The sequence below is a fragment of the Methylobacterium sp. WL7 genome (assembly GCF_008040085.1).
Classification (GTDB): Bacteria; Pseudomonadota; Alphaproteobacteria; order Rhizobiales; family Beijerinckiaceae; genus Methylobacterium; species Methylobacterium mesophilicum.
In genome coordinates this window covers 1-22,878 of the sequence record NZ_VRVG01000043.1, presented here as the reverse complement: position 1 = coordinate 22,878, position 22,878 = coordinate 1, and the positions used below count along the sequence as shown (strand labels likewise).

Annotated in this window: 20 protein-coding genes and 1 pseudogene; 7 read left to right on the top strand and 14 right to left on the bottom strand. The window is 69.5% G+C overall.

The window, feature by feature from the left end; translation table 11 throughout:
• Positions 1–113: 113 nt before the first annotated feature.
• The gene (locus FV233_RS13365; RefSeq protein WP_147854331.1) at positions 114–1,220 is read left to right on the top strand and encodes a cupin domain-containing protein; all 1,107 of its coding nucleotides are present in this window, start codon (positions 114–116) and stop codon (positions 1,218–1,220) included.
• A 109-nt stretch (positions 1,221–1,329) separates the two neighbouring features.
• Here the strand turns inward: FV233_RS13365 and FV233_RS13360 are convergent, their stop codons facing one another.
• Positions 1,330–1,953, bottom strand: a complete 624-nt coding sequence (locus tag FV233_RS13360; RefSeq protein WP_147897743.1) for a response regulator — start codon at positions 1,951–1,953, stop codon at positions 1,330–1,332.
• A 369-nt stretch (positions 1,954–2,322) separates the two neighbouring features.
• On the opposite strand from FV233_RS13360, the gene FV233_RS13355 reads away from it, so the two are divergent.
• Entirely contained in the window at positions 2,323–3,048 is a 726-nt protein-coding gene (locus FV233_RS13355) for a TetR/AcrR family transcriptional regulator (protein ID WP_147897742.1), read from the top strand.
• A gap of 37 nt (positions 3,049–3,085) precedes the next feature.
• Here the strand turns inward: FV233_RS13355 and FV233_RS13350 are convergent, their stop codons facing one another.
• Both FV233_RS13350 and FV233_RS13345 read right to left on the bottom strand, forming a co-directional pair.
• Entirely contained in the window at positions 3,086–4,030 is a 945-nt protein-coding gene (locus FV233_RS13350) for an AraC family transcriptional regulator (RefSeq protein WP_147897741.1), read from the bottom strand.
• A 108-nt stretch (positions 4,031–4,138) separates the two neighbouring features.
• Positions 4,139–5,035 carry an AraC family transcriptional regulator gene (locus tag FV233_RS13345; protein ID WP_187278103.1) on the bottom strand — a complete coding sequence of 299 codons (897 nt, stop codon included), beginning with the start codon at positions 5,033–5,035 and terminating at the stop codon, positions 4,139–4,141.
• Between the two features lie 104 nt (positions 5,036–5,139).
• On the opposite strand from FV233_RS13345, the gene FV233_RS13340 reads away from it, so the two are divergent.
• The 3 genes from FV233_RS13340 to FV233_RS13330 all read left to right on the top strand — a co-directional run bounded on the left by FV233_RS13340 (position 5,140) and on the right by FV233_RS13330 (position 8,043).
• Positions 5,140–6,621 carry an ATP-binding protein gene (locus tag FV233_RS13340; protein ID WP_147897739.1) on the top strand — a complete coding sequence of 494 codons (1,482 nt, stop codon included), beginning with the start codon at positions 5,140–5,142 and terminating at the stop codon, positions 6,619–6,621.
• A 7-nt stretch (positions 6,622–6,628) separates the two neighbouring features.
• A complete protein-coding gene (locus FV233_RS13335; protein ID WP_187278102.1) occupies positions 6,629–7,009 on the top strand; it encodes a response regulator in 381 nt (126 codons plus the stop codon).
• A gap of 197 nt (positions 7,010–7,206) precedes the next feature.
• Positions 7,207–8,043, top strand: a complete 837-nt coding sequence (locus FV233_RS13330) for an alpha/beta hydrolase (RefSeq protein WP_147897737.1) — start codon at positions 7,207–7,209, stop codon at positions 8,041–8,043.
• 88 nt (positions 8,044–8,131) lie between these two features.
• On the opposite strand, the gene FV233_RS13325 is transcribed toward FV233_RS13330, so the two are convergent.
• From FV233_RS13325 to FV233_RS13295, 7 genes and pseudogenes are all read right to left on the bottom strand, one after another.
• On the bottom strand, positions 8,132–9,097 hold the full coding sequence (locus FV233_RS13325; protein ID WP_147897736.1) for an alpha/beta hydrolase: 966 nt from the start codon (positions 9,095–9,097) through the stop codon (positions 8,132–8,134).
• A gap of 143 nt (positions 9,098–9,240) precedes the next feature.
• A pseudogene (locus tag FV233_RS31145) lies at positions 9,241–9,345 on the bottom strand (LysR family transcriptional regulator); the annotation flags it as partial.
• Positions 9,346–9,379: 34 nt separating this feature from the next.
• Complete coding sequence (locus tag FV233_RS13315; protein WP_147854320.1) at positions 9,380–10,627, bottom strand: amidohydrolase family protein; 1,248 nt, start codon at positions 10,625–10,627, stop codon at positions 9,380–9,382.
• Positions 10,628–10,685: 58 nt separating this feature from the next.
• Entirely contained in the window at positions 10,686–13,913 is a 3,228-nt protein-coding gene (locus tag FV233_RS13310; RefSeq protein ID WP_147897735.1) for a DUF87 domain-containing protein, read from the bottom strand.
• Complete coding sequence (locus FV233_RS13305) at positions 13,910–14,575, bottom strand: hypothetical protein (protein WP_147855253.1); 666 nt, start codon at positions 14,573–14,575, stop codon at positions 13,910–13,912. The genes FV233_RS13310 and FV233_RS13305 overlap by 4 nt, the downstream gene beginning before the upstream one ends.
• Positions 14,568–15,560, bottom strand: a complete 993-nt coding sequence (locus FV233_RS13300; protein ID WP_147897734.1) for a DUF559 domain-containing protein — start codon at positions 15,558–15,560, stop codon at positions 14,568–14,570. Before FV233_RS13300 ends, FV233_RS13305 begins: the two co-directional genes overlap by 8 nt.
• A 271-nt stretch (positions 15,561–15,831) precedes the next feature.
• A complete protein-coding gene (locus tag FV233_RS13295; protein ID WP_147897733.1) occupies positions 15,832–17,997 on the bottom strand; it encodes a TonB-dependent siderophore receptor in 2,166 nt (721 codons plus the stop codon).
• Positions 17,998–18,588: 591 nt separating this feature from the next.
• Between FV233_RS13295 and FV233_RS13290 the strand changes: the two genes are divergently transcribed.
• A complete protein-coding gene (locus tag FV233_RS13290; RefSeq protein ID WP_238261427.1) occupies positions 18,589–18,957 on the top strand; it encodes a NepR family anti-sigma factor in 369 nt (122 codons plus the stop codon).
• The gene (locus FV233_RS13285) at positions 18,954–19,550 is read left to right on the top strand and encodes a sigma-70 family RNA polymerase sigma factor (protein WP_147855256.1); all 597 of its coding nucleotides are present in this window, start codon (positions 18,954–18,956) and stop codon (positions 19,548–19,550) included. The genes FV233_RS13290 and FV233_RS13285 overlap by 4 nt, the downstream gene beginning before the upstream one ends.
• 6 nt (positions 19,551–19,556) lie before the next feature.
• Here FV233_RS13285 and FV233_RS13280 read toward each other — a convergent pair whose 3' ends face one another.
• The 4 genes from FV233_RS13280 to FV233_RS13265 form a co-directional block, all read right to left on the bottom strand.
• Positions 19,557–20,087, bottom strand: a complete 531-nt coding sequence (locus tag FV233_RS13280; RefSeq protein WP_147855257.1) for an isochorismatase family protein — start codon at positions 20,085–20,087, stop codon at positions 19,557–19,559.
• Between the two features lie 6 nt (positions 20,088–20,093).
• A complete protein-coding gene (locus FV233_RS13275) occupies positions 20,094–21,110 on the bottom strand; it encodes an asparaginase (protein ID WP_147897753.1) in 1,017 nt (338 codons plus the stop codon).
• Positions 21,111–21,336: 226 nt separating this feature from the next.
• Positions 21,337–22,203, bottom strand: a complete 867-nt coding sequence (locus FV233_RS13270; protein ID WP_147857677.1) for a protein-glutamate O-methyltransferase CheR — start codon at positions 22,201–22,203, stop codon at positions 21,337–21,339.
• A partial coding sequence (locus FV233_RS13265; protein WP_147897732.1) for a CheB methylesterase domain-containing protein occupies positions 22,200–22,878 on the bottom strand: 679 nt, incomplete at its 5' end. The genes FV233_RS13265 and FV233_RS13270, both read right to left, overlap by 4 nt.

The following is a 22,878-nucleotide window of genomic DNA, read 5'->3' as shown; positions in this document are numbered from 1 at the left end:
TCCAGATCAGGAACGCGATCGGCGGATACCGAAACTGGAACGTTTGCTGGCGGCGGTGAGGCGTGAGGTTTTCGATCCGTCCCGGCACCGCGCATCCGTTCCACCGCCTCCGGATGTCAAGCGGCGCATCGCCCGGAGCGCCCCTCGGGACGCCAGGTTTCTCTTGCAGCGAGGGTTGTACGGTGACCATCACGGATCTGTCGTTCCGCTACCGCCTCGAGACGCAACCGCCTCGCCTTGGACCCGGAGGCATCACCCGCGGCGCCTCTGTGAAACAGTTTCCTGCGAGTCAGGGCATTGCCGGCGTATCCATGCGGCTCGCGCCCGGCGGGATGCGGGAGATGCACTGGCACGCCAACGCTGCCGAATGGGCCTACGTCGTTTCGGGGTCCTGCCGCACCACGATCCTGAACCCCGACGGCGGCTCGGCGATCGACACCTTCGGCCCCGGCGACGTCTGGTATTTCCCGCGCGGCTGGGGGCACTCGATCCAGGGGCTCGGACCGGAGGAGTGCCACTTCATCCTCATCTTCGATAACGGCGACTTCTCCGAAGACCACACCTTCAGCGTCACGGATTGGCTGGCGCATACGCCTGAGGCCGCCTTGGCACAGAACCTCGGCCTCGCACCGGCGGATCGCGCCGGCTTACCCCGGGGCGAGGCGTACTTCGCCCTGGGGCCCGTGCCGGACGACCGGTCGCCGGATTCTGCGCCCCGGGCGCGGCCGGAACTGACGTCGCGGCATCGGTACCCGCTCCACGCACAGGAACCGCGGCGCGTCCCCGGAGGCGGCACCCAGCGCACCGTCACGGTCGACGAATTCCCGCTCTCGACCACGATGGCGGGATCGGTGCTCGAGATCGAGCCGGGGGCGATGCGGGAGCTGCACTGGCACCCGAATGCGGACGAATGGCAATATTACCTGGACGGATCGGCCGAGATGGCCGTGTTCCTGGCCGAAGGCCATGTCGTCGTCGAGAGCTTCGACGCAGGCGATATCGGCTACGCCCCAATGGGATCGGGACACTACATCCGGAACACGGGGCCCGGCATCCTCCGGGTGCTCATCGGCTTCAACAACGGGCATTACCAAGCCAACGATCTTTCGGCCTGGTTGGGCTCGAACCCGCCGGACGTGCTGGCGACCAACCTGGGTGTACCGCGTCCCGCGGCCGAGGCGCTGACGCGCCGGCGGGGCTTTCTGATCCCGGGCGCCTGATCGTCGCTCTGCCGGGCAGCGCCGCCTGGAAAGCCCCACCGACTGGCCGACGCCGGTCCGGGGGGGGGAGCGTCCCTCACCGAGGGCAGACCGGGACCGATCGGTTTGGTCAACGTTGCCGCGTCGCCTCGATCCCGAGTTGATGCGCCATCAGCACGAGGTCCGCGAGCGAGCGGGCCTGCATCTTCTCCATCATGCGACGCTTATGGACCTTGGCGGTGATCTCCGTGATCCCGAGTTCGGCGGCGATCTGCTTGTTCATCAAGCCGCCGATCGCACATCGCAGCACATCGCCTTCCCGCGCCGTCAGCGCTGCGAGGCGCTTGGACAGCGCGTCCTGAAGGCGGCCGGCCCGCAAGGTGGCGGCGTCCATCTCCAGCGCGCGATGGATGGCCTCGAGCAGCACCATGTCGCCGACCGGCTTGGTCAGGAACTCGACCGCACCCCCGCGCATCGCCCGCACGGTCATGGGAATGGTCCCGTATCCGGTGAGGAAGATGATCGGCACCGTGCAGCCGGCATCGCGCAAGGTCTCCTGGACCGTCAGGCCGTTCTGCTCGGCCAGGCGCACGTCCAGGAGGATGCATTCCGACGCTTCGCGCGTCCGGGTGATCGGCAGCGTGGTTGGATCTTGATGGGCGACCGCCGCGAGACCGGCCGACCTGCACAGACGGGTCAGCGCACTGCGTACAGCCGGATCGTCGTCGACGATGTGAACGGTTGCTTCCGGCATGTCACTCGCAACGCCAAACGTGTCGGATCCGGGAGGAGCGTCCCGGGAGGTTCCCATGATGCCGTACCGCGCCGCCGTTCACAGCAAGGTTCGTGCACGGCGACGGCCTCCGGTCGTTCCCATGACGCCTTCTCCCCCCGATCGGGCGATCCGCCCGGCCCTCGACGCGGGGCGTCCAAGCCCGGCTGTTGATTATCGATTGATCAACAATGATGCGGCCTTGGCCGCCTGTCAATGCTGTTTATCGATCGATAAATAACGTTAGGCCAGGTGGTGTGCTATGGCGATTGAGGAGGTCTTGATCGCGCCGCGGGGGGATCCGAATCGTTTATCGTTTGATCAGCCCACCCGCTATGGTAACGAGGGCTCATGGCCCGTTCGCCCAAGTCGAAGTCCGGCCCTGCTGGTCCGCTCACCGCCTCCCGACGCTCCCAGAATTCTGCCGAGCGGGGCCAAACCGGGTCGCGCAGGCGGCTGTCGCCCATCGATCGTGAGAAGAGCATCGCCGCTGCAGCCGTCGCGTTCTTCGCCGAGCGCGGCTTCGAAGGTCAGACGCGCGAACTCGCCTCGATACTGGGGATCACGCAGCCGCTGCTCTACCGCTATTTCCCGAGCAAGGAGGCCCTGATCGAGCGCGTCTACCAAGACGTCTTCGTGGGGCGCTGGGATCCGTTCTGGGAGGAGACGATCAAGGATCGAAGCGTCCCCTTGGAGACGCGGCTGACGAAGTTCTACGTCAGTTACGCCAACGTCATCCTGACGCCGGAGTGGGTCCGGCTCTTCATGTTTGCGGGTTTGAAGAACCTGGATTTCAACGCCCGCTATCTGAATTTCCTGCGCGACCGCGTGTTCGAAAGCGTGGTCGAGGAATTGCGGACTCATTTCGATCGACCGTCGATCAGGGATGTGCCCGCATCGAACATCGAGATCGAGATCGTTTGGTCCATCCATTCCTCGATATTCTACCTCGGCGTGCGAGAATTTATCTATCGCCTTCCGCCGGACGGAAACATCAAGGACATCATTCAGGCCAAGATCCAGACGCTCCTCGGGGGTGTCGCCACGGTGCTTCCGCCGGCCGAGCACGCGACCTGACGGCGGCGTCCCCGCGGGCGCGCGGACCCGGAGCGGTTCAGCCGGCGGCCGAGTCCCGTTCGATCGACCGGCGCCAGCGGCCCGGGCTCATGGCCTCCTCACGTGCGAAGACGCGGGTGAAGTGGCTCTGGTCGGCGAAGCCGCAGGCCAGAGCGATGTCGGCCAACGACAGGTCTTGCGCGCGCATCAGGTCCTTGGCGCGGGCGAGGCGCTGCCGCACGAGCCAGGCATGGGGCGACACCCCCGTGGAGCAGCGGAAGGCGCGGGCGAAATGGCTGGGTGACAGGCCGCAAGCCGCCGCGACCGACGGCAGGCTGAGCGATTGCGCGAGCGCATCGCGCATCCGATCCTGAGCGCGCTTGAGTTGCCAGGGCGCGAGACCGCCGCGCGCGGGCTCCACGGCGTCTGCGAAGGTCGCGTAGGTTGCGAGCAGGTGGGCCGCCAGGGCCCGGCCGAGTTGGTTGCGGAACACCGTCGCCCCGCGATCCGCCCGATCGAGCGTCGCGCAGGCGCGCAGCGCCAGATCGCGGATCGTGGCATCGTTCAGGCGCCGGCCGCAGGCCTCCGTCAGCGCGTCGAGGGGGTTGGCCCGGCCGCAACGAAAGCATGCGGCAATCTCCCCGAGCAGCGCGCCGTGGAGCGTGATGTGCACGGCTCCGGGCGAGACAGCGATCGCGTGGGGTTGCCGCAGATCCACGAGCAGAACGTCGCCGGGTTGGGGCCGGTCACGCTCCGCGACCGGCCGATCCGTCGGCAAGACCTGCACGAGCAGGGCGTCGCAACGCGCGATCGACGAGGGGACATCCGACGCCTCCACTCTGTAGGCCAGGATGTCGGCCCCGTCCGACCCCGTTGCGGGCCAGACTCGCGGCCGCCGAGGTGGACAGTGGGACGGCACGATGGCCCGCTCCCAGGCGCGCACCGCGGACGAGCCGAGGCGAGTCTCCGACCGATCGGGGCGCGAGGGGGATGCATCGAGCATCGTAGTCTCTCCTGTCTCTGCAGGAAAAACGATATCTTCGCTTCGGTTATAAAGTATTCATCGAGTTTGCGGCACTTTTTGTCGATCTTGCTCTTCTAAATCGCACGCCTAGCTGATGAGCCTCCGATATTCGGACGGCGTGTGACCTTTGACGCGCTTGAACGCCGTCCCGAAGGCAGCCTGGCTCGAGAATCCGGAACGCAGGGCGACGTCGAGGATCGGGGTCTTGCGGTCGGCCAGAAGCCGGCAGGCACAGGCCAATCGTTCCCCGCTGACGTAGCCGTAGGGTGTCTGTCCCGTCACGCGCTTGAACATCCGGGCAAAGTGAAACGGGCTCAGGCACGCGACGGCGGCGAGTTCGTTGATCGAGAGATCGCGCTCAAGATTGTCGCGGATGAAGGCGATCGCGCGCTGAATCCGGTCGGGACAGGCGCCCTCCTCCGAGGTTGCGCCGGCCGCGTCCGGGCGATCGTGCCCGTAGGCCTGGGCGATCCGGGCGGTGAGGGTCAGCGCGGCGGTCTCCACCATCATCCGGCCCGCCGAACTCTCCTCCACGAGTTCGCCGAGGATCGACAGGGCGATCTGGCGGATCAGCGGATCCTGGACATCCGCGAGGTAGCGCACCGTGTCGGCCCGGATGCGGGCATCGCCGTACAGGTCGGCCAGGGCCTTGAAGCGGTCGACCGGCAGGTAGATGTGCAGGATCTCGGTGAGCGGCGCCGAGATGTTGATGTCGTCCTCGCCGACACCCACCGGGCACAGCCAGATCGTCCCCGCCTCGACGGGCGTCTGCTGGCGCACGCCCGCGCCCTTTCGGCTCACCCGCGCGCCGGGACTGCGCCGCGTCGCCAGGGTGATCTCCATCTGACTCGGCACGATCGCCGGCAGGTCTCCGGACGGATGGGAGCGCAGCTCGGCCGCGACGCCCGTCCAGCCCCGCGCGTGGGACGAAGCGAGCAAACCTGCGTGCGGAAACTTGATGATGCCGTGCCGATACAAGTCCATGGCGGCAACATGCAATCCACGGTCGAATTGCGCCATTATACAGGCGTATCGGAGACGGGCCGGCACGATTTCCCTAAGCTGGTGGACCCGGTTGGATGAGTGGCATGCGGCAGGTCTTCTCGCGCTGGCCGAGCCTGGCGCAGACGTCCCACCAGCAGGTCACCGGCGACGACGACCTGCCGGCCTGGATGCGCGCGCCGGCATCCCGCCCCGCGGACATCGGCGCGGGAGACCTCGCCGCAGCGGGGCTGTCGGTCGGCATCCCGGTCGCCCTGGCCTTCCTGGCGGGCTCGACGGGCGCGTCGTCGAGCGGCGTCCTGCCGATCCTCTGCGGGATCCTGGCGCTTCTCGCTGCGGCCGCCACCGCGGCCCATCTCATGGCGCTGCGGCGAGGCCGGCGGAGCGCCGACCGTGCCTTCGAGGCCATCTACGAGCGCTCGGGCATCTCGATCTGGCGCGAGGATTGGACCGCCGTGGCCGACGCCGTCGCGGCCCTGCGCCGGGACGGAATCGTCGACATCGAGTGCCATTTCGCCAGCCACCCCGATGAGCTCCGCGCCCTGCGGGCGAGGGTCATCATCACGGATGTGAACGCCTTCACCCTGGAGGAGACCGGCGCGGCGGCCAAGGATGCCTATCTCGGCTCCCTGGATCGCCTGCTGCCCGACACCGACCAGACCTTCGTGCAGTGGCTCGTCGCATTCGGCCGGGGCGACCGCTTCTTTCGCTCGGAAGCCCACATCCTGGGCGCCGATGGGCGCGAACGCGACGTGCTGTTCACGGCGACGCTGCCGCAGGAGCGCGCGGCGTTCGCCGACGTGATCGTCACGTCGCTCGACGTCACGGCGTTCAAGCGCGCCCAGGCCCATCTCGCGGCGGCCGATACGGAACTCGCCCGGACCTCGCGGATCACCACGGTCGGGGCGCTCAGCGCCTCCATCGCCCACGAGGTCAACTCCCCCCTGGCAGCCATCGTCGCCAACGCCCAGGCGGCCCTGCGCTGGCTGCGCCGCGCCGAGCCCGACGTGGTCGAGGCCTCCCTCGCCCTCGACGACGTGGTGTCCGAGGCGACGCGCGCCCGCGATGTCGTGGCGCGGACGCGCTCGTATCTCAGCAACGCGCCGCGGATCGTCGCCCCGATCGACCTGGTCCAGGCCGCGCGGGACGCGAACCTCCTGGTGGAACGCGAGATCCGCAGCCACGGCGCCACGATCCATCTCGCCGCCGAGGAGGCGATCCCGCCCGTCCCGGCGGATCTGATCCAGATCCAGCAGATCTTCGTCAACCTGCTGGTCAACGCGGCCCAGGCCATGGCAGACGCCCCGGGCCGGAAGGACATCACCATCGCGATCCGGCGGTTTGCCGCCTCCGTGGTGGTCGAGGTGGTCGACACGGGTCCCGGCATCGAGCCCGAACGGCGTGCGCGGATCTTCGAACCGTTCCACTCCACCAAGGTTGGCGGAATGGGAATGGGTCTGGCCATCTGCCGGAACCTGATCGACGCGCATGGGGGCGACATCTGGGTGGACGCCGCCCCGACGGGGGGCGCCGCCTTCCACTTCATGCTGCCGCTCGCCCATGGCTGAACGTCCCGTGCGCAGTCCCGTCGTCGCCATCGTGGACGACGATCCCTCGATCCGCTCCGCCCTCGATCGTCTGACGCGCGCGCTGGGATACGAAGCCCTCGTGTTCGACGGCGTGGAACCGCTGCTCGCCACGCTCGACAAGGCCAACATCGCGTTCGTGGTGACGGATGTGCAGATGCCGGGCTTGAGCGGGCTCGATCTCCTCAGGATCCTGGCGGGCCAGCGGCCGCATCTTCCCGTCATGGTGATGACGGCCTATCCGAGCGAGGCGACCCGCGAGCGGGCGCTCGCGCTCGGAGCCTTCGCGTATTACGCGAAGCCGTTCGAGGCGGACCAGTTCGAGCGCTGCCTGACCACCGTGCTGGGAGCCCGCCCGCTTTCACGTTAGGGGCGCGCCGCCGGGCTTGCCCAACGCCGTTCGGCACGAACCCGCGCGGCCGTCGGGGACGCCGGTGCGTTCGGCGCCGTGACGGCACAATCGCGACGCTTTCGTGCAAGCGGGCGCGGGCGCGATGCCCTTAGGAACCGTGCTCGGCCGTCCGGCGGAACGGCCTGAACGGAAGCGGATCAGGTACGGGGAACACCATGGCCACCGTTACGACCCGGGACGGCACCGAGATCGCCTACAAGGATTGGGGTCCGAAGGATGCCCAGCCGATCATGTTCCATCACGGCTGGCCGCTCTCGTCGGACGATTGGGACGCGCAGATGCTGTTCTTCGTGCGGAACGGTTATCGCGTCGTCGCCCATGACCGCCGGGGTCACGGCCGCTCGGCGCAAGTCTCGGACGGCCATGACATGGATCACTACGCGGCCGATGCCGCCGCCGTGGTGGAGCATCTCGATCTCAGGAACGCCATCCATATCGGCCACTCCACCGGGGGCGGCGAAGTCGCCCGCTATGTCGCCACCTTCGGCCAGCCGCAAGAGCGTGTCGCCAAGGCGGTCCTGGTGAGCGCCGTCCCGCCTCTGATGCTCAGGACCGAGGCCAATCCGGAGGGTCTGCCGCTCGACGTGTTCGACGGATTCCGCAGGGCGCTCGCCGAGAACCGCGCCCAATTCTTCCTCGATGTCCCGGCCGGTCCGTTCTACGGCTTCAACCGCGACGGGGCGAAAATCCTTCCGGGTGTCATCCAGAACTGGTGGCGGCAGGGGATGATGGGCAGCGCCAAAGCCCATTATGAGGGTATAGAGGCCTTCTCGGAGACCGATCAGACCGAGGATCTCAGAGCGATCACGGTGCCGACCTTGGTGCTGCATGGCGAGGACGACCAGATCGTGCCGATCGCCGACGCGGCGCTGAAATCGATCACGCTCCTGAAGAACGGAACACTGAAGACATATCCCGGATACCCGCATGGCATGCTGACCGTGCATGCGGATGTCATCAATGCCGACATTCTCGCCTTCATCAGACCGTGATCGTCGAGAGCCCGGCAGCATCGCCGAGGCGGGCATCGTTCCGGGGCGGGCGTTCGAGGATGGCCCACGTCCAACGAGGGCCATCCTCTCAACGCGGGGCCCGTGACGGGAGAGCCTTCGTCTCGACGCGGCCGAGGAAGTCGCGGGTGAGCCGGGCGATCTCATCCGTCGCCTCGTCCAGCGCGAAGTGCCCGGCATCGAGGATGTGCAGTTCCGCCTTGGGCACGTCACGCAGGTAGGCCTCGGCGCCCGGCACGATGAAGGAGGGGTCGTAGCGGCCCCACAGCACGAGCGTCGGCAGCCGATGCTCCCGCATCCAGGCCTGCCAAGCCGGGTAGGACGCGACGTTCGTGCGGTAGTCGGAGAGCAGCGCCGCCTGGATCTCCCGCTCGCCCGGCCTCGCCAGGATGGCGTACTCGTCGGCCCAGGTGTCCGGATTGTAGCGCTCTGGGTTGGGGCTGGTGCCGAGGTGGCGCTGCTTGGCCCCTTCGAGCGACGTGAACGCATCGAGCTGCTCGGGATGGGCTGCGGGATCAGCCCAGTACCGGGCGATGCCCTGCCATTTGGCACCGAGGCCCTCCGCATAGGCGTTGGCGTTCTGAACGATGAGCGCGCTGACCCGTTCGGGATGAGCCAGCGCCATGCGGAAGCCGACCGGCCCGCCGTAATCCTGCAGGAACAGCGTGTAGCGCTCTATGCCGAGCCGGGCGACCAAGCCTTCCATGGTCTTGGCGAGAGTGTCGAAGGTGTAGGTGTACCGGGCCGGCGACGGCGCGTCGCTCTGTCCGAAGCCCGGGTAGTCCGGGGCGATCAGATGGTAGCGGTCGGCGAGGAGCGGCAGCAGCGGGTCCCACTGCCGGGATGACGACGGATAGCCGTGCAGCAACAGGACCGTGGGCGCGTCGCGTGGGCCGGCCTCACGGTAGAAGATGCCGACGCCGTCGATCTCGACCCGGTGGTAGGTCGTCGTGGCCGAGACCGAGGGAATCGACTGCGCCGTGCCCTGCCCGAGGGCAACGGCGGTCGCGGCGGCCAGGAGGGTCTGCGTCGGCATGATCCGAACTCCTTCGGCGGCGGTGGGCGTTACGGTCGAGCGCGTCGACGACGGCATGCAGGTGCGGGAGGATCCATTCCCACGAGGAGGTTAGGACGTCGGGGCCGTGGAGAGGAAGCGTGCGGCCCGTCTTCTCCGTCGCCCTGCCGGCTCACCGCCGAGGCGGCGACGTTCAGGATCTTGGCGGCGGCCCGGACCGAACCCGCGCGCACGACGGCGAGGATGTGGCGAAGGGCCCGCTCGGTCACGATGGGCGCCACCGTGCCTGCGGCACCCCCGCCGTCAAGCCGGCGACGGCGTCGTTCCGGCGACCGGGCCACGGCGGTCGATGGCGACCGCCCCCTTCGCCAGGACCAGAACCGGTTCCTGGCGCTCGACGACGACCTGCGGCGCGCAGGCGGCGTCGAACGCGACGAGGTCGGCCCGCACGCCGGGGGCCACCGTCCCCGGGCCGAGCCCGGCCACCTTCGCCGGCACGGCGGTGACCGGATCGAGCAGAGCCGTGAGGTCCGCGTCGCTCCTGAGATCGAACCGGTACGCGGCGAGCAGGACGCGGTCGGTCATGCCGGTGACCGTGGACGGGTTCCAGCAGTCGCGTACGTTGTCGGTGCCGAAGCAGACCGCGACGCCGAGGTCCCGCAGGCGCGGGATCGGCGGGCACCGGCGTGTGCCGGGCACGCTGCTCACGAGGGTGATGCCCGCCTCGCGCAGCGCGTCTGCGATCCTGCCGAGCCGCAGGTCGTCGGCATCCGCCAGGGCGAAGGCGTGGCTGATGGTGACCTGTCCGCCGAGCCCGCTGGCCTTCGTGCGCGCGACGATCGCGTCGATCTCGTCGAGGCCGGCCTCGCCGCCGTCGTGGAGATGGATGTCGATGCCGCGGCCGTGACGCTCGGCCAGTCCGAAGACGGTGTCGAGCGGCCCGTCCCGGTCCCCGTCGATGCCGACGGGATCGAGGCCGCCGACGAGGTCGGCCCCCATCCGAAGGGCTTCGTCCAGGTCGCCGGCGACCGGGGCGCAGCGGAGGATCCCGCTCTGCGGAAACGCGACGACCTGGATCTGCATGCGATCGGACCAGCGGGCGCGCAGGTCGAGGATCTGCGCGAGGTGGTCCAGCCGGGTCACGTCGTCGATGTCGACATGGGTCCGCAAGCTGGTGGTGCCGCCGCGGAGCATGCGTTCGAGGAGCGCCTCGGCGCCCTGGCTCGCCAGTGGGATCCGGTGGGCCCGGCGGAAGGCCTTTTCGTCCTCGATGATCGCGCGGACGGATCCCTGCGCCCGGTGCGGCCGCCAGTCCAGGCCGAGCATGCACTTGTCGAGATGCACATGGCTGTCCGACAGGCCGGGCAGCACCAGAGCGCCGCCAAGATCGATCTCGCGCCCAGCGGGCGGCAGGGGTCGGTCTGGGGCGTGGAGCACGGCCACACGCTCAGCCTGGATGTCGATGGTGACCTGGCCGCCCGCGATCGTCGTGGCGTGCAGCAGGCGCAAGTCGCAGGACGCGCCTCCCGACAGGTCGGACCTCGTAGTCATCGCGAACCTTCCTCTCGGCGAGCCCGGTCGCAGCTACGCCAACTCGGGACCTGTGGCGTCAGGAAGCGCGCGCCCGGGTGCCCGCCTCGATCGAGCGCTTGGCCTGACGGATGACCTCTTCCGGCGTCGGCGGGTTGGCCGGATGGTAGGAGAGGCAGAGGGGCGTCCGCAGCTTGGCCGGCCGTCCAGAGCCCTCGGTGGCGAAGTAGAACTCCCCAGCCCCCAGCTTGCCGATATCGGCGGCCGCGCCTCCGTTCGCCGCGAGGATCTCCTGGGCGGCCGCGATCGTCGCGGGCGCGCTCTGCCGGCCGAGGAACTGCGTGGTGCAGTTGGAGACGACCTGGTTGTGGATGCCGCGCGGCACCTGCGTCGCCACGATCATCCCGAGGCCATACTTGCGGCCCTGGGCCACGAGCTTGATGCCGCTGCCGAGGCTCGGCGACGCCTTCTGGGCCGGCAGGAAGGTCTGCGCCTCGTCGACGACGTAGAGCATGCCGCGCGGGGACGGGTTCTTCTTGATCCAGCCGAACAGCGTCATCTGGAGCCGGTTCACGAAATCCTCGCGGGCCGCCTCCGATGCGAGACCCGACAGGTTGATCACCGAGATGCGGGTGCGCGCCGGGTCGGTCCCGAAGAACAGGTGCCGTGGGTCGAGCACCGTGCCCTCCACCTTCAGGAGCGGGTTCGTCGCCACGGCGGCGTGGAGCTGGTCCGCCATGCCGTGCCCGAGCTTGGCGGCGTTACCGATCTGGCTGATGCCGTCGGGCAAATCCGCGAGCAGGTCCATGAAGGCCGCGAGGTTGCCGCCGCCGCGCTCCGCGAAGCGGCGCAGCGAATCCGCCAGCACGCCGCGCTGGAGATTGGTCTTGGCCCCGGCCAGAGGCCCCAGAGTCTCGGCCGCCATCTCGATCGCCTGTTGGCGCTCGTCCCGATCCTCGCCCAGTTCTGCGAAGTCGGGCAGGACGGAGAGGAACAGCGGGTTGCCGGCATGCACGCCCGGCGTCCACACCACGACCTCGACCCGCTCGGCGTAGAGCGCCGCCTTGCGGTCGTCGTCCGGGGAAAACCCCTGCGGCCGCTCGGGCCAGCGATCGCCGAGCCGCGAGAGATCGTTGTTGGGGTCGATGACGATGGCCGGAAGCCCCGCGAGCGCGGCCTCCTCCACGAGGCGGCGCAGGAGCACGGTCTTGCCGGAGCCGGAGCCCGCGATGATCGCGGTGTGCCGGGGCAGGAGGCGCAGCGGCAAGCTCACGCCGGGCGCGTCGGGCGTGAGCCGATGCCCGACCGGAATCGCATCCGGCACCGATGGTCCGGGGGTGGGCCGATCCGGCCGGGCTCCCCTTCCCGCTGGGGCGTGAGCCGCCGGGGGCGCAGCGGGTGCTTGCGCGACGCCGGAACGCTCGGCGGCGGCCCGACCGTCGATGCCCGGCGCGCGGACCGGGACCGCTGGCGTCTCGGCGGCGTGATCCTTCCCTGGAGCGGTCCCGGCCTTGGCCGCATGGGCGAGCCCCGCATCCCGGAAGAACCCCGTGTTCACGAGCGGCTGCTCGGCGCGGATCCACCGCTCGAACCGATCCGACGTACCCGCCTCCCGCGCCCGCGTATGGAGGTCGCGAAGGGCGACGAAGACGCGCAGGTCCGCGTCCGTGGGGTCGATCGCCAGGCCCCCGGCGGCCTTGAACGCATCGACGAGCTGCTTCGTCTTGGCCCCGCCGGGCATGGGCCCGCGGCGGATCAGCAGCAATTCCCGATCGGGGATGCGCGCCGAGATACCGGAGGCCGTGAGCGCCGCCCGGAGGCGGGCCTGGAACGCGATCGCGTTCTGGTGTTGGAGCGCCCGATAGCAGACATGCCGTTCCCGGTCGTTCTCATCCCGGTGGATGTAGATCAGCCGTCCGTGCAGGGGCGGGATGCGCTGGTCGGCCTCGCCCTTGCTGGCGACGTCGAGGGTGTCGTCCGGATCGTCTTCCAGGGCGTAGAGGTCGAAGGTGTCGCGCAGCAGCTGGCCGAGCCAGGTATCCTCGTCGCTGCGGATGCCGGCGATGTCGGCCGCCCGGCACGCGGCGGCGAGATCGAACCCGGCCTCCTCGGGTGGGGCTTCCGGAGGCGGAGCGGCGGTTCCGAGACTGTCGCAGACCGAGACCGCACCCTCTGCGAGGCAGTGGCGTCGGAAGGCGTCGCAGCGCATCAGCAGCGTGCGCGGCATCATGCCGGCCGCCGCCGCGTCGGCGAGGGCGCGCTCGCTGAACGGCCATGTCGGAAACGGGGGCACGTAGCCGGCCTCCGCGTAGGCCGGCGCGAGGCGACCGGCCACCAGGGCGGCGGCGGCGGCCCGCTCGTTCATGCCCACGAGCCCCGTCGCCTCCGCGAAGCGCTCCCGCATGGAACTCAAGGCGCGGGCCTCCAGCCGCTCCCAGGATTCCTGGAGGCAGGTCATCACCGTCATGCTGCGGTCGCAGACGATGTTGACCCCCAGGAGCCCCGCGGCGAGCACTTCGGCCAGGCCCGCCTCCGCGTCGATCCCGTCCTCGGCCGCGAGCCGTCCGGTCTCGATCACCCCGTCGATCTGGTCGACGGCGATGAGCGTCGGCCCGCTCAGCGCCATGATCCAGCACATGCCGCGCACGAGTTCGACGGGCGCCGGCGGCGGCGTCTTGAAGCCCAGGGCCGCCCGCTCCGCCGGTCCGGCGTCGTAGCCCTGCAACCAGGCATGCGCGAGGCCGACGACGGCGAGATCCTGCGAGCGGAGAAGGCAGAGCGCGCGGAAGACGTCGAGGTGCTTGAGCGCGCGGCCGGCATCGACGCTCATCAGCGCCCGGACCAGCACGTCGACGATCCGGCGGGCATCCATGTTCGGCGTGTTGAACGCGGCTTCGACCTGCGCCTCGACACGGAAGCGGCGCGCCACGCCGGCGAGCACGGCATCCGATTGCCGTCGCCCATCCGGCATCGTCTGCAGCAGGGCGGTCACGAAGCTCAAGGCCGCGCTGCGCCAGAAATCCGTCAGCCCGAGGACGTCGAGGGGCACGAACCACGCGCCGGTGCGCCAGGCCTCGCGCCGGAGCTGCCCGATCAGGTGGGTCTTGCCGATTCCGGATTGGCCGACGAGCACGCGGCCCAGCGCCCGGTCGGCCGGCTGGCGCGCCTTGCGGTGCAGGTCGGCGACGATCTCCGGGACGAGCCGCTCGTTCGGGCCGCCGGTCGGCGCCGTATCGATCCAGATGCTGTCCAGCGTCCGCACCCAGTCGAAATCGATCCCGCGCAGGGCGTCGAGGGCATCGCTCATGATTGGATCCAGAGGATGTGGAACGGCTCGCCGGCCGGGCTGAACGCCGCCTCGCGCTCGGCGGCATCCAGCGACCTGGGATCGCTGAACTGGCTCAGCCGCGCCGTGCGATCGCCGCGCAGGATGGCGGCGAGGCCCGCATCGACGGTCGCACGGTCGAGGTCCCCGAGATGGGCGCGCAGGGCGCTCAGGCGCACGGCCTTGGCCCGCTCCCCGCCCGTCAGCGCGAGATAGGCGGCGTCGATGCGCGCCCGGAGCTGCTTGGGTCCGAGCTTCTTCGATCCCTTGGCCGTCGATTTGCGCGCACGCGGGGCAGGCGCCGCCGGTGCCGGCTCCTCGGAAGCGCTCCCGACGAGGTCGGCGAGGGACCGGCCCGTCCTGGCGAGATCGGCATGGATGCGCTCCAGCCAGTCCTGCAGCACGCGGAAGGCCGGCGGCAGGGGCTCGCGCATGTGCTCGCCTGCCCAGTTCCAGCCCCTATCCGTGACGGTCAGGCGCAGGGAGCGACCCTCCCGCTCCGCCGCAAGGTAGCGACTCGCGATCAGGGCCTCCCGGTCCGCCCTGTCGATGCGCGGCGCGAGCGTGCTCTGCAGTGCGCTTCCGCAGCGGCCGAGCAGGCACCACAGGATCAGCGCCTGCTTCGGCGTCGGCGTCTCACGCATCGGTTCGCCCCTCCTGCGCACCGCGTCGCAGGCGGACGACGGCTCGAATCTTCTCGATCGCGAGGGGAAGGTCCGCCGCGACCTGATCGTTGGTCAAGCGCAGCACGAGGTAGCCCGCCGTCAGGAGCTCGTAATCCCGGTGACGATCGTTGCCGAATTTGGGCTCGGCCCGGTGCTCGGGGCCGTCGAGTTCGACGACGATGCGGTATGCGCGGCAGAGCAGGTCGACGCGGTGTCGTGCGCCCCAGGCCCCCACGGGCACGGGGGCATTGCAGACGAACAGGCCCCCGAGGTCGGCGTCCTGCGCCAGCGCCTCCGCGACGTGCCGCTCGATGGCGCTCGCGTGGTGTGCTCCGGCCGGCGCGATGAAGCGCTCGGCCGCCGCACGTTCCCTCCGTGCGAGTTCATGGGCGCCGTAGAGGATGCGGTCGTAGGGCGCGGCGTCGGATGGCTCCGCGGCGAGCACCGCCACCACCGTGGCCCCGTGCCGGACGCACCATTCCAGCGCCTCGATGGCCGGACGCGCCCGCGTCGCCGAGGCCGGATCGACCTCCCAGACCAGAATGACGCCGGCGGGGTCGATCAGCCGGGACAGACGGCGGAGTTCGAGGTCTCGCCCCATCTTGAGGAAGCGCGGCGTCAGGCCGAGCCTGGCACGCTTCGAGGCCGCCTTCAGCCACGGATCGGGGACGACCGGCGTGGGAGACGCCTCGCGGCCGGGCCAGTGCGGCCAGCTCTCCAGCGCCAGCTCGGCCAGATCGTCGAGAAGCCGGTCGAGGAGCGCCGCGGCCGTGCGTCGGCCTCCGCTTGCGATCAGCAGCGCGCTGCGGTCGGTGCCATCTGAGATCAGCGCCCCCATGGCGGCGCTGTTGACGCCCAGGACGACCAGACGCTCGCCCTGCCCCAGGCCGGCGAGCCTCCGCGCCAGATCGTCTGGCGTGATCTGCGGCCGCGCCGCAGCGACGGGATGGAGAGGCGATAGCAAACTGCAACCGTGCTGCCGGCTTGCTGCCGACGCCGAGGCGTCCTGCAGCCGTTCCTCGGACCTATTCAGCACAGCTGCTCGGCCCTGGCTACAGGCCCCGCATCTTCAGGTTGTCGCATCCGAGCGCCGATCGCAGGGCATGAGACCGATCTCAGCGTGGTCGAACAATGGATCAGAGCAGAGGTGGAGATTTTGAAGGCCGAAGCGGGATAGCCCGCCTCGAATCTGCCCCTGAGCGAGATCGAAATGGAAGGATTGCACCCCGCTCCGATCACCATCTGTATCGCAGAGAGCCGAGCACAGTCCGGCCCTGGCTCAAGTAGCAGTAGCCGTTGTTGCAGATCGCGGGGCGCTCGTCGGCGAGGTTGACCGCGTTCAGAGCGGCGCTCCAGCCTTTCAGGCTCGCGGTCGTCGCGCCGAAATCGTAGCGCAGAGCGGCGTCGAGGGACGTGTAGGCCCTGTTGACGAGCGTGTTAGCGTTGTCCGCGTAGGTCTGGCCCACGAAACGCACCCCCAGGCCGAAGCCGAGCCCGGCAGCCCGCCCTTGTCTGACGGTGTAGTCGAGCCACGTCGAAGCGGTATGAACCGGCGTGACGAAGGGATGGCGTCCTAGATTGGCGGCGACCGCATCCTTCGTGATCCGCGCATCGTTGTAGTTATAGGCCGCGATCAGATCGAAGCCGGAGATGAGGTTGTTGACCCGTGCTCCGAGTTCGACCCCGAGCACGTCGAGTTCGCCGATGGCGATCGAGCAGAGGCAGCCGATGTCGTACTTGACCGAGTTGGCCTCGACCAAGTGATACGCCGCCAGCGTGAAGAGGCTGTCCGTCTGCGCGGGCTGGTACTTCACGCCCCCCTCGATCTGACGCCCTCTGGTCGGTTCCAGAAGCTGTCCGCTAGCGCCGAGCGACGAGGAGGGCAGGAACGACGTGGCGTAGTTGACGTAGGGCGACACGCTGTCCTCGAAGGCATAGAGCAGCCCCAGATTGTAGGTCAGGGCCTCGTCGTCGCGCTGCGCGTTGAGGCGCCCCGTCGTACCGTTCTCGGTCCGGCGGCTCGCCCAGTCCTGACGTAAGCCGAGGGCCAGGTTCCAGGCGCCAAGCGCAATCTGGTCCTGACCGTAGAGGCCGATCTGCTCCAGATTGAGGTTCGTGCGCGTGGTGATCGGCGGCGTCACCCCATAGCGCCCGTAGGCCGGCGCATAGAGCGGCAGGTCATAGGCCCGGTTCACGCCGAGGGAGCCGGTGCCGTAGTGCGAACCGAAGGTCTGGTAATCCGGCCCGAGGATCAGGGTGTGCGCGAGGGGCCCCGTGTCGAACCGGCCGACGAGCCGGGTATCGACCTGCGCCTCCGCGACGGTCTCCTGAATGGCGAAACTGCCCCGCCGGTAGACGTCGCCCAAGAAACCGCCGCCCGCGACGCCGCCGGTGAGATAGCGGGCGTTCCCGTCGATGTATCCGTAGCGGAAGCTCTGGCGCAACGTCCAAACGTCGCTGAGGGCGTGCTCGAACTGATATCCGATCTGATATTGCTCTTGCCTGAGGTGGTCATAACCCGGGTCGCTGGCGCGAATGTCGTAGACGTGGCGCGCACCACCGACGACACGGTTGAGGGCGGCGACGTTGCTGTCGGTCTCGTCCTTCTGGGCGAGGCCGAGGATAGTCAGGCGCGTGTCGATGTCGGGCCGCCACGTTAAGCTCGGAGCGAGCATCAGGCGGTCGTCCGCAATGTGGAAGCTGTTGTCGCCGACGCTGCCCAGCGCCTGCAGCCGGTAGGACAGGACCCCGTCGTCGGTGAGCGGCGCACCCACATCGAATCCCTGCCGGAACCAGCCGGTACTGCGAAGCTGCGTCAGGGACTCGAACACCGCTCCACCCGTCGGCAGCTTGGAGATGCGGTCGATCAGGCCGCCGGGGCTCGTCTGCCCGTACAGGACCGAGATCGGCCCCTTGACGATGTCGATGCGCTGCAGCCCGAAGGGCTCGGTGCGGAAGGTGAAGAACTGGCCGGGTGTCTGGCGCAGGCCATCCCGGTAGTCGCCGGCGCCGTTGACGGCGAAGCCGCGAATGAAGATCTGGTCGAAGCGGGGGTCGAAGCCAAAGGCGTTGGTCGTCACGCCCGGCGAATAGCGCACGGCCTCAGGAAGGCTCGTGACGGCGCGATCCTCGATCTCCCTGGGGCCGATCACCTCGATGGACCGGGCGGTCTTCAGGATCGGGGTGTCGGTCTTGGTGCCGGCCGCGCTGCGGGTCGGCACGTAGCCGTTCACAGGGCCGTACGCGGTCTCGGTACGCTCCCCCGAGACGCTGAGTTCCGAGAGTTGCACCTCGGTTGCGGTGGAAGATGCAGTCTGCGACGGCCGGACAACAGGTGCATGGCTGGCAGCATCGTCTTTCGCAAAGGTCGTCGCCGAGCCAGCGATGACCCCTGCCAGCATCGTGACAGCACAAAGACAACCCCGTTGCCGAGGCCCGGAAGAGACAGTCGACGGCACCATACGAAGCTCTCCGGTGACGCGTCGAATCAACCGAGTCGACGCCGGACGATCTTCGGAATATTTTTCGCTCCACCGCAGGAAAATCAACCCGCGATCCCTCCCGCAACGTCTTTTTGCGGTCCGGCAACTACCATACGGCAGATTATAATAACTTTAATTCATCAGCAATCCAGCTCTGAATCTTTGCGGAACAGCGAGGCATTCTTGGATGCTCGGTTTCGCAACCGATTCGGCTCAGCATCGTCCAACGGCTGGTTTCTGCTGTCGGTCGTTCGCGAAATCCTGGTGCGGCCAAGCGCGCAAGGTCGTCGAGCGAACGTTCGCCCTCCGATGCCGCACACGCTCAGCCGCCGGTCATCCGTGCTGCGCGCCTTGGTTTACGGCCAAGCTTGAGCCAGTATTTCTGGATTGTAACTGGAATATTTGTCAATCAATCGCTGTCTAGCTCACAAATCCAGACATTAAGATTTGATGAATACGAAGTTCAGAACCGATTAAATCCGTCGCGCCTACCAGCGTCGTCGGAAGGCGATGGAGCGCGTCTTCGCCGAATCCGGTCGACAGACGGGGGGCGGCGGATCGCCGGTCCCGTTGGGCCGCATCGCCGAGGATCGGGGCGTGATCATGATCCAGGGCAAGGACGAGCGGGTGGTGACGCGCCTCGCCGGGGCGGCGGAGGGCGTCGGGCTGACGCCTGCGAACGATGCCGCGCCCCTGCCCGACGGCGCGGCTGCACGCCCCACGCCCGGACGCCGGCCGATAAGCGAGGCGGATCGCGACCGGATCGGACGCGGCCTGCGCCTGCACTACGCCGATGTCCTGGCCCTGCCGATCCCGGAGCGGCTCCGGACGCTGATCGACGACCTCGCCGCATGCTCCGACACGGAGGCCCTGCAATGATGATGATGACCCAAGCCGCTCCCGCCGGCAGCGATTCCGGGCCGCCATCCCAGGGGGTCGATGCCGAGATGCGCGGCCTCCTGCTCGGGGCGATCCCGGCCCTGCGGGCCTTCGCGTTCTCGCTGACCTACGACCTCGACCGCTCCGACGACCTCGTGCAGGACACGCTGGTGCGCGCCTGGGTCAATGCCGGCAGCTTCCGCCGCGGGACCAACCTCACGGCCTGGCTGTTCACGATCCTGCGCAACCTGTTCTACTCGGAGCAGCGCAAGCGCAAGCGCGAGGTCGAGGATGCCGACGGCGTTCTGGCGGGGAAGCTGACCTCCCTGCCCGAGCAGGAGATCCGGATCGAGATGGCGCAGTTCCAGAGCGCCCTGAACCGGCTGCCCCATGCCCAGCGCGAGGCCCTGGTTCTCGTGGGCGCCCAGAGCTTCACCTACGAGGAGGCGGCCGCGATCTGCGGCGTCGCCGTCGGGACGATCAAGAGCCGGGTCAGCCGCGCCCGGATGCGGCTGATCGAGGTCCTGGGCCTCGAGGGCCCGGACGACATCGGCACCGACGCCCGCACCCGGGCGGCTCTCGACGGCGGCTGAGCCCGCTCACTTGATCAGCTTGACGGCCTCGCGGAAGCGCGGGTGCCGGGCGGTGCCGAGCCATTCGAACACCACCATCTCGGTGGTGACGATCTCGGCCCCGTGGGCCGCCATCCGGGCGAGGCCGGCCACACGGTTCTCGCTCCGGCGCGAGCCGACCGCGTCGGCGACCACGCAGACGCGGCGCCCAGCCTCCAGGAGGCCGAGGGCCGTCTGCAGCACGCAGATATGCGCCTCGCAGCCGGTCACGACGAGGTCGCGGTCCCCGATCCGGTCGAGGAAGCCCGGCGCCTGCGCGGCGCCGAAGCTCATCTTGGCGAAGGCCGCCCCGGGCTCCGGGGCGAGATCCGGCACGGTCGGACCCAGGCCGCCGGCATTCTGCTCGGTGAACAGGGACGGCACGTCGAGCAGCTTGGCCGCCGCCAGGAGGCGGCCCGTGTTGGCGATCACCCCGGCGCCGTCCGCGATGGCCGGCATCAGCCGGACCTGGATGTCGACGACCAGGAGGAGCGTCCGGACGGGATCGATCAGGGGCATCGGTTCTCAGTAGGTCGCGAAGAGGCGCGCGACCGCTTCGGGCTCGGATGTCACGGTCAGCGCCAGGGCGAGCAGGATCCGGGCCTTCTGCGGCGTCAGGTTGTCGGCGCTGAGGATGCCGCGGGTGCGCAGCCGCGTGGTCAGGGGCACCACCCCGCTGCCGGCCCGGGTCGACATCACCACCGGGATGCCCGCCGCGGCGGCCTCCTCCAGGGCGTCGGCCTCGGCCGGCGGCATCATCCCCGGGGCGAGCCCGGCCGCGACCAGGCCGCGGGCCCCCGCCTGCCGGAACGCTCGCACCGCGGTGCCGTCGGCATCGGCGTAGCCGTAGCACACGTCGACCCGCGGCAGCGCGGCCAGCGCCCGGATGTCGAAGGGCGTGCCCGGCGCGTGCGCCCGCTCGGAGCGGCGGTAGTAGCGGACATGATCGCCGTCGACCTGGCCGAGCACGCCGAAATCCGGGGTGCGGAAGGTCTGCAGCCGGGCCACCGAGGTCTTGGTGACCTCGCGGGCCGCCTGGATCTCGTCGTTGAGCACCACCAGCACGCCGCGCCCCCGGGACGCGGGGCTGGCGGCGGTGCGGATCGCCGCCACGAGGTTGAGCTTGGCGTCGGTGGACAGCGCACTCATGGGCCGCTGCGAGCCGACCAGCACCACCGGCAGGTCGATCGTGAGCGTGAGGCTGAGCGCGTAGGCGGTCTCCTCCAGGGTGGCGGTGCCGTGCCCGATCACGATGCCAGCGAGGTCCGGATGCTCCCTGGCGGTCCGCTCGCACAGCAGGACGAGGTCGCGCCACGCGGCGAACCCGATGGCCGGGCTCGGAACCGCCTGGAACGGCACCGGGATTACGGTGGCGACCGCGGCCAGTTCCGGGACCGCGTCCAGGATCGCGCCGGCTTCCAGGCGCCGGTCGGTGGCGGTGTAATCGAGGATGTCGAGGGCGTCGCGTCCCAGCGACGAGATCGTCCCGCCCGTGCCGATGAACGCGACCTTGGGCAATCCCGCCCCGTGTTCTGCCGCCATTCCTGCCGCCATGCCGTGTCTCCTGGCCGCCGGGCCGTCCGCCGGTCCCGGGCTGCTGCGCAGGCCCTTGATGCCGTCTCGCTACGCCGGGGTCGACCCCGTTCGGGCGCAGGCGGGCGATGCGCCCGGCGGTGGGGCGCCCGTCGGGACGGCGGAACCGGGAATGGCGCCGAGGCCGGCCGCGACGATCCCGAAGCGAACGGGGCCCGGACCGGCCGCCGGGCCGTCAGACGCCGGCGGCCACGCGCAGGGGCGGTGCCATCTCGGAGGTGCGGCCCACCGGTTCGGAGTGGCCGTAGAGGCCGCGCTGCTTCGGGTTCGGGCTGAGCCGGTCGGTCAGGCCGATCACGGTCTCGGCCGCCCCGAGCAGCAGGGCGCCCCCCGGTGCGAGTTGGGCCGCGAGCCGGGCCAGCACGTCCGACTTGGTCGGCGCGTCGAAGTAGATCAGCACGTTGCGGCAGTAGATCACGTCGAACTGGCCGAGCGACGCGAAGCTGTGCAGCAGGTTGAGCTGGCGGTAATCCACCATGGAGCGCAGGCTCTGGGCGATCTGCCACTGCTCGCCGATCTGGGTGAAGTACTTGATCAGCCACTGCACCGGCAGGCCGCGCTGGACCTCGAAGTGGCTGTAGAGGCCGAGCTTGGCCTTCTCGATCACTTCGGTGGACAGGTCGGTGGCGACGATCTCCACCTGCCATCCGGCGAGCCGGGGCGCCGCCTCCTGCAGCAGCATGGCCAGGGAATAGGGCTCCTGGCCGGTCGAGGCCGCGGCGCACCAGATCCGAAGCCGGCGCCGGCTGGCGTTGCGCGCCAGGGCCTCGGGCAGGATCGTATCGCGGAATAGGTCGAACGGGATGCGGTCGCGGAAGAAGAAGGTCTCGTTCGTGGTCATCGCCTCGACCACGGCGCGCTCGATAGCCCCGTCCTGGCCGAGCTTCAGCGTGCCGATGAGGTCGCCGAGGGTCGCAAGCCCGAAGCGCCGGCAGACCGGGGTCAGGCGGCTCTCGACCAGGTAGCGCTTCTCCGCGGTCAGCGCGAGGCCGGAGCGCTGCTTGAGGAAGCTGCGCAGGTATTCGAACTCGAGTTCGGTCATGACGGCTGCCCCGTGATCAGGGCGCGCAGCGCCGTCGCGAGTTCGGGGAGCGGCAACACGGCCTCGGCGAGGCCGGCCCGGGCGACGCTGCCGGGCATGCCCCAGACGGTGCTGGTCGCCTCGTCCTGCGCCAGGACCGGGCCGCCCGCATCGGTGAGCGCACGCGCGCCATTGGTGCCGTCCGAGCCCATCCCGGTGAGGATCACCGTCGCGGTGGCGGCGCCGAACACCACGGCCGCGTCCTTGAACAGCACGTCCACCGCCGGGCGGCAGAAGTTCACCGGCGGCCCGTCGGTGAGCCGGATCGTGGGACCGCCGGGTCCCGCCACGAGCCCCATGTGGCGCCCGCCCGGCGCCACGTAGATCCGGCCCGCTTCCAGGCGCTCGTCGGCCTTGCCCTCGGCCGCGCGCAGTCCCGTGCGGGTGGAGAGGTGCTCGGCGAAGACGGCCGTGAAGATCGGCGGCATGTGCTGGACGATCAGCACCGGCACCCGCCGCAGGGCGGCGGCGCCGATCCCCTCCAGCATCTCGCCCACCGCCCGCGGCCCCCCGGTGGAGGAGCCGATCAGCAGGGCGCGGGGCTGGGTGCGGTTGCGGACCTTCGGCCGGAGGGTGAACGGCGTGGGTGGCCGCGGCGCCGGAGCGGCGGGCGCCAGCGCGGGCGCGGCCTGGGCG

Coding starts and splice junctions, on each gene's coding strand:
- FV233_RS13345 (WP_187278103.1), bottom strand. CDS start 5,035: ATGGACTTGTATCGGCACGGCATCATCAAGTTTCCGCACGCAGGTTTG.
- FV233_RS13310 (WP_147897735.1), bottom strand. CDS start 13,913: ATGAGCGATGCCCTCGACGCCCTGCGCGGGATCGATTTCGACTGGGTG.
- FV233_RS13355 (WP_147897742.1), top strand. CDS start 2,323: ATGGCCCGTTCGCCCAAGTCGAAGTCCGGCCCTGCTGGTCCGCTCACC.
- FV233_RS13360 (WP_147897743.1), bottom strand. CDS start 1,953: ATGCCGGAAGCAACCGTTCACATCGTCGACGACGATCCGGCTGTACGC.
- FV233_RS13295 (WP_147897733.1), bottom strand. CDS start 17,997: ATGCTGGCAGGGGTCATCGCTGGCTCGGCGACGACCTTTGCGAAAGAC.
- FV233_RS13315 (WP_147854320.1), bottom strand. CDS start 10,627: ATGACTACGAGGTCCGACCTGTCGGGAGGCGCGTCCTGCGACTTGCGC.
- FV233_RS13290 (WP_238261427.1), top strand. CDS start 18,589: ATGGAGCGCGTCTTCGCCGAATCCGGTCGACAGACGGGGGGCGGCGGA.
- FV233_RS13340 (WP_147897739.1), top strand. CDS start 5,140: ATGCGGCAGGTCTTCTCGCGCTGGCCGAGCCTGGCGCAGACGTCCCAC.
- FV233_RS13365 (WP_147854331.1), top strand. CDS start 114: ATGTCAAGCGGCGCATCGCCCGGAGCGCCCCTCGGGACGCCAGGTTTC.
- FV233_RS13285 (WP_147855256.1), top strand. CDS start 18,954: ATGATGATGATGACCCAAGCCGCTCCCGCCGGCAGCGATTCCGGGCCG.
- FV233_RS13275 (WP_147897753.1), bottom strand. CDS start 21,110: ATGGCGGCAGAACACGGGGCGGGATTGCCCAAGGTCGCGTTCATCGGC.
- FV233_RS13280 (WP_147855257.1), bottom strand. CDS start 20,087: ATGCCCCTGATCGATCCCGTCCGGACGCTCCTCCTGGTCGTCGACATC.
- FV233_RS13305 (WP_147855253.1), bottom strand. CDS start 14,575: ATGCGTGAGACGCCGACGCCGAAGCAGGCGCTGATCCTGTGGTGCCTG.
- FV233_RS13325 (WP_147897736.1), bottom strand. CDS start 9,097: ATGCCGACGCAGACCCTCCTGGCCGCCGCGACCGCCGTTGCCCTCGGG.
- FV233_RS13330 (WP_147897737.1), top strand. CDS start 7,207: ATGGCCACCGTTACGACCCGGGACGGCACCGAGATCGCCTACAAGGAT.
- FV233_RS13350 (WP_147897741.1), bottom strand. CDS start 4,030: ATGCTCGATGCATCCCCCTCGCGCCCCGATCGGTCGGAGACTCGCCTC.
- FV233_RS13270 (WP_147857677.1), bottom strand. CDS start 22,203: ATGACCGAACTCGAGTTCGAATACCTGCGCAGCTTCCTCAAGCAGCGC.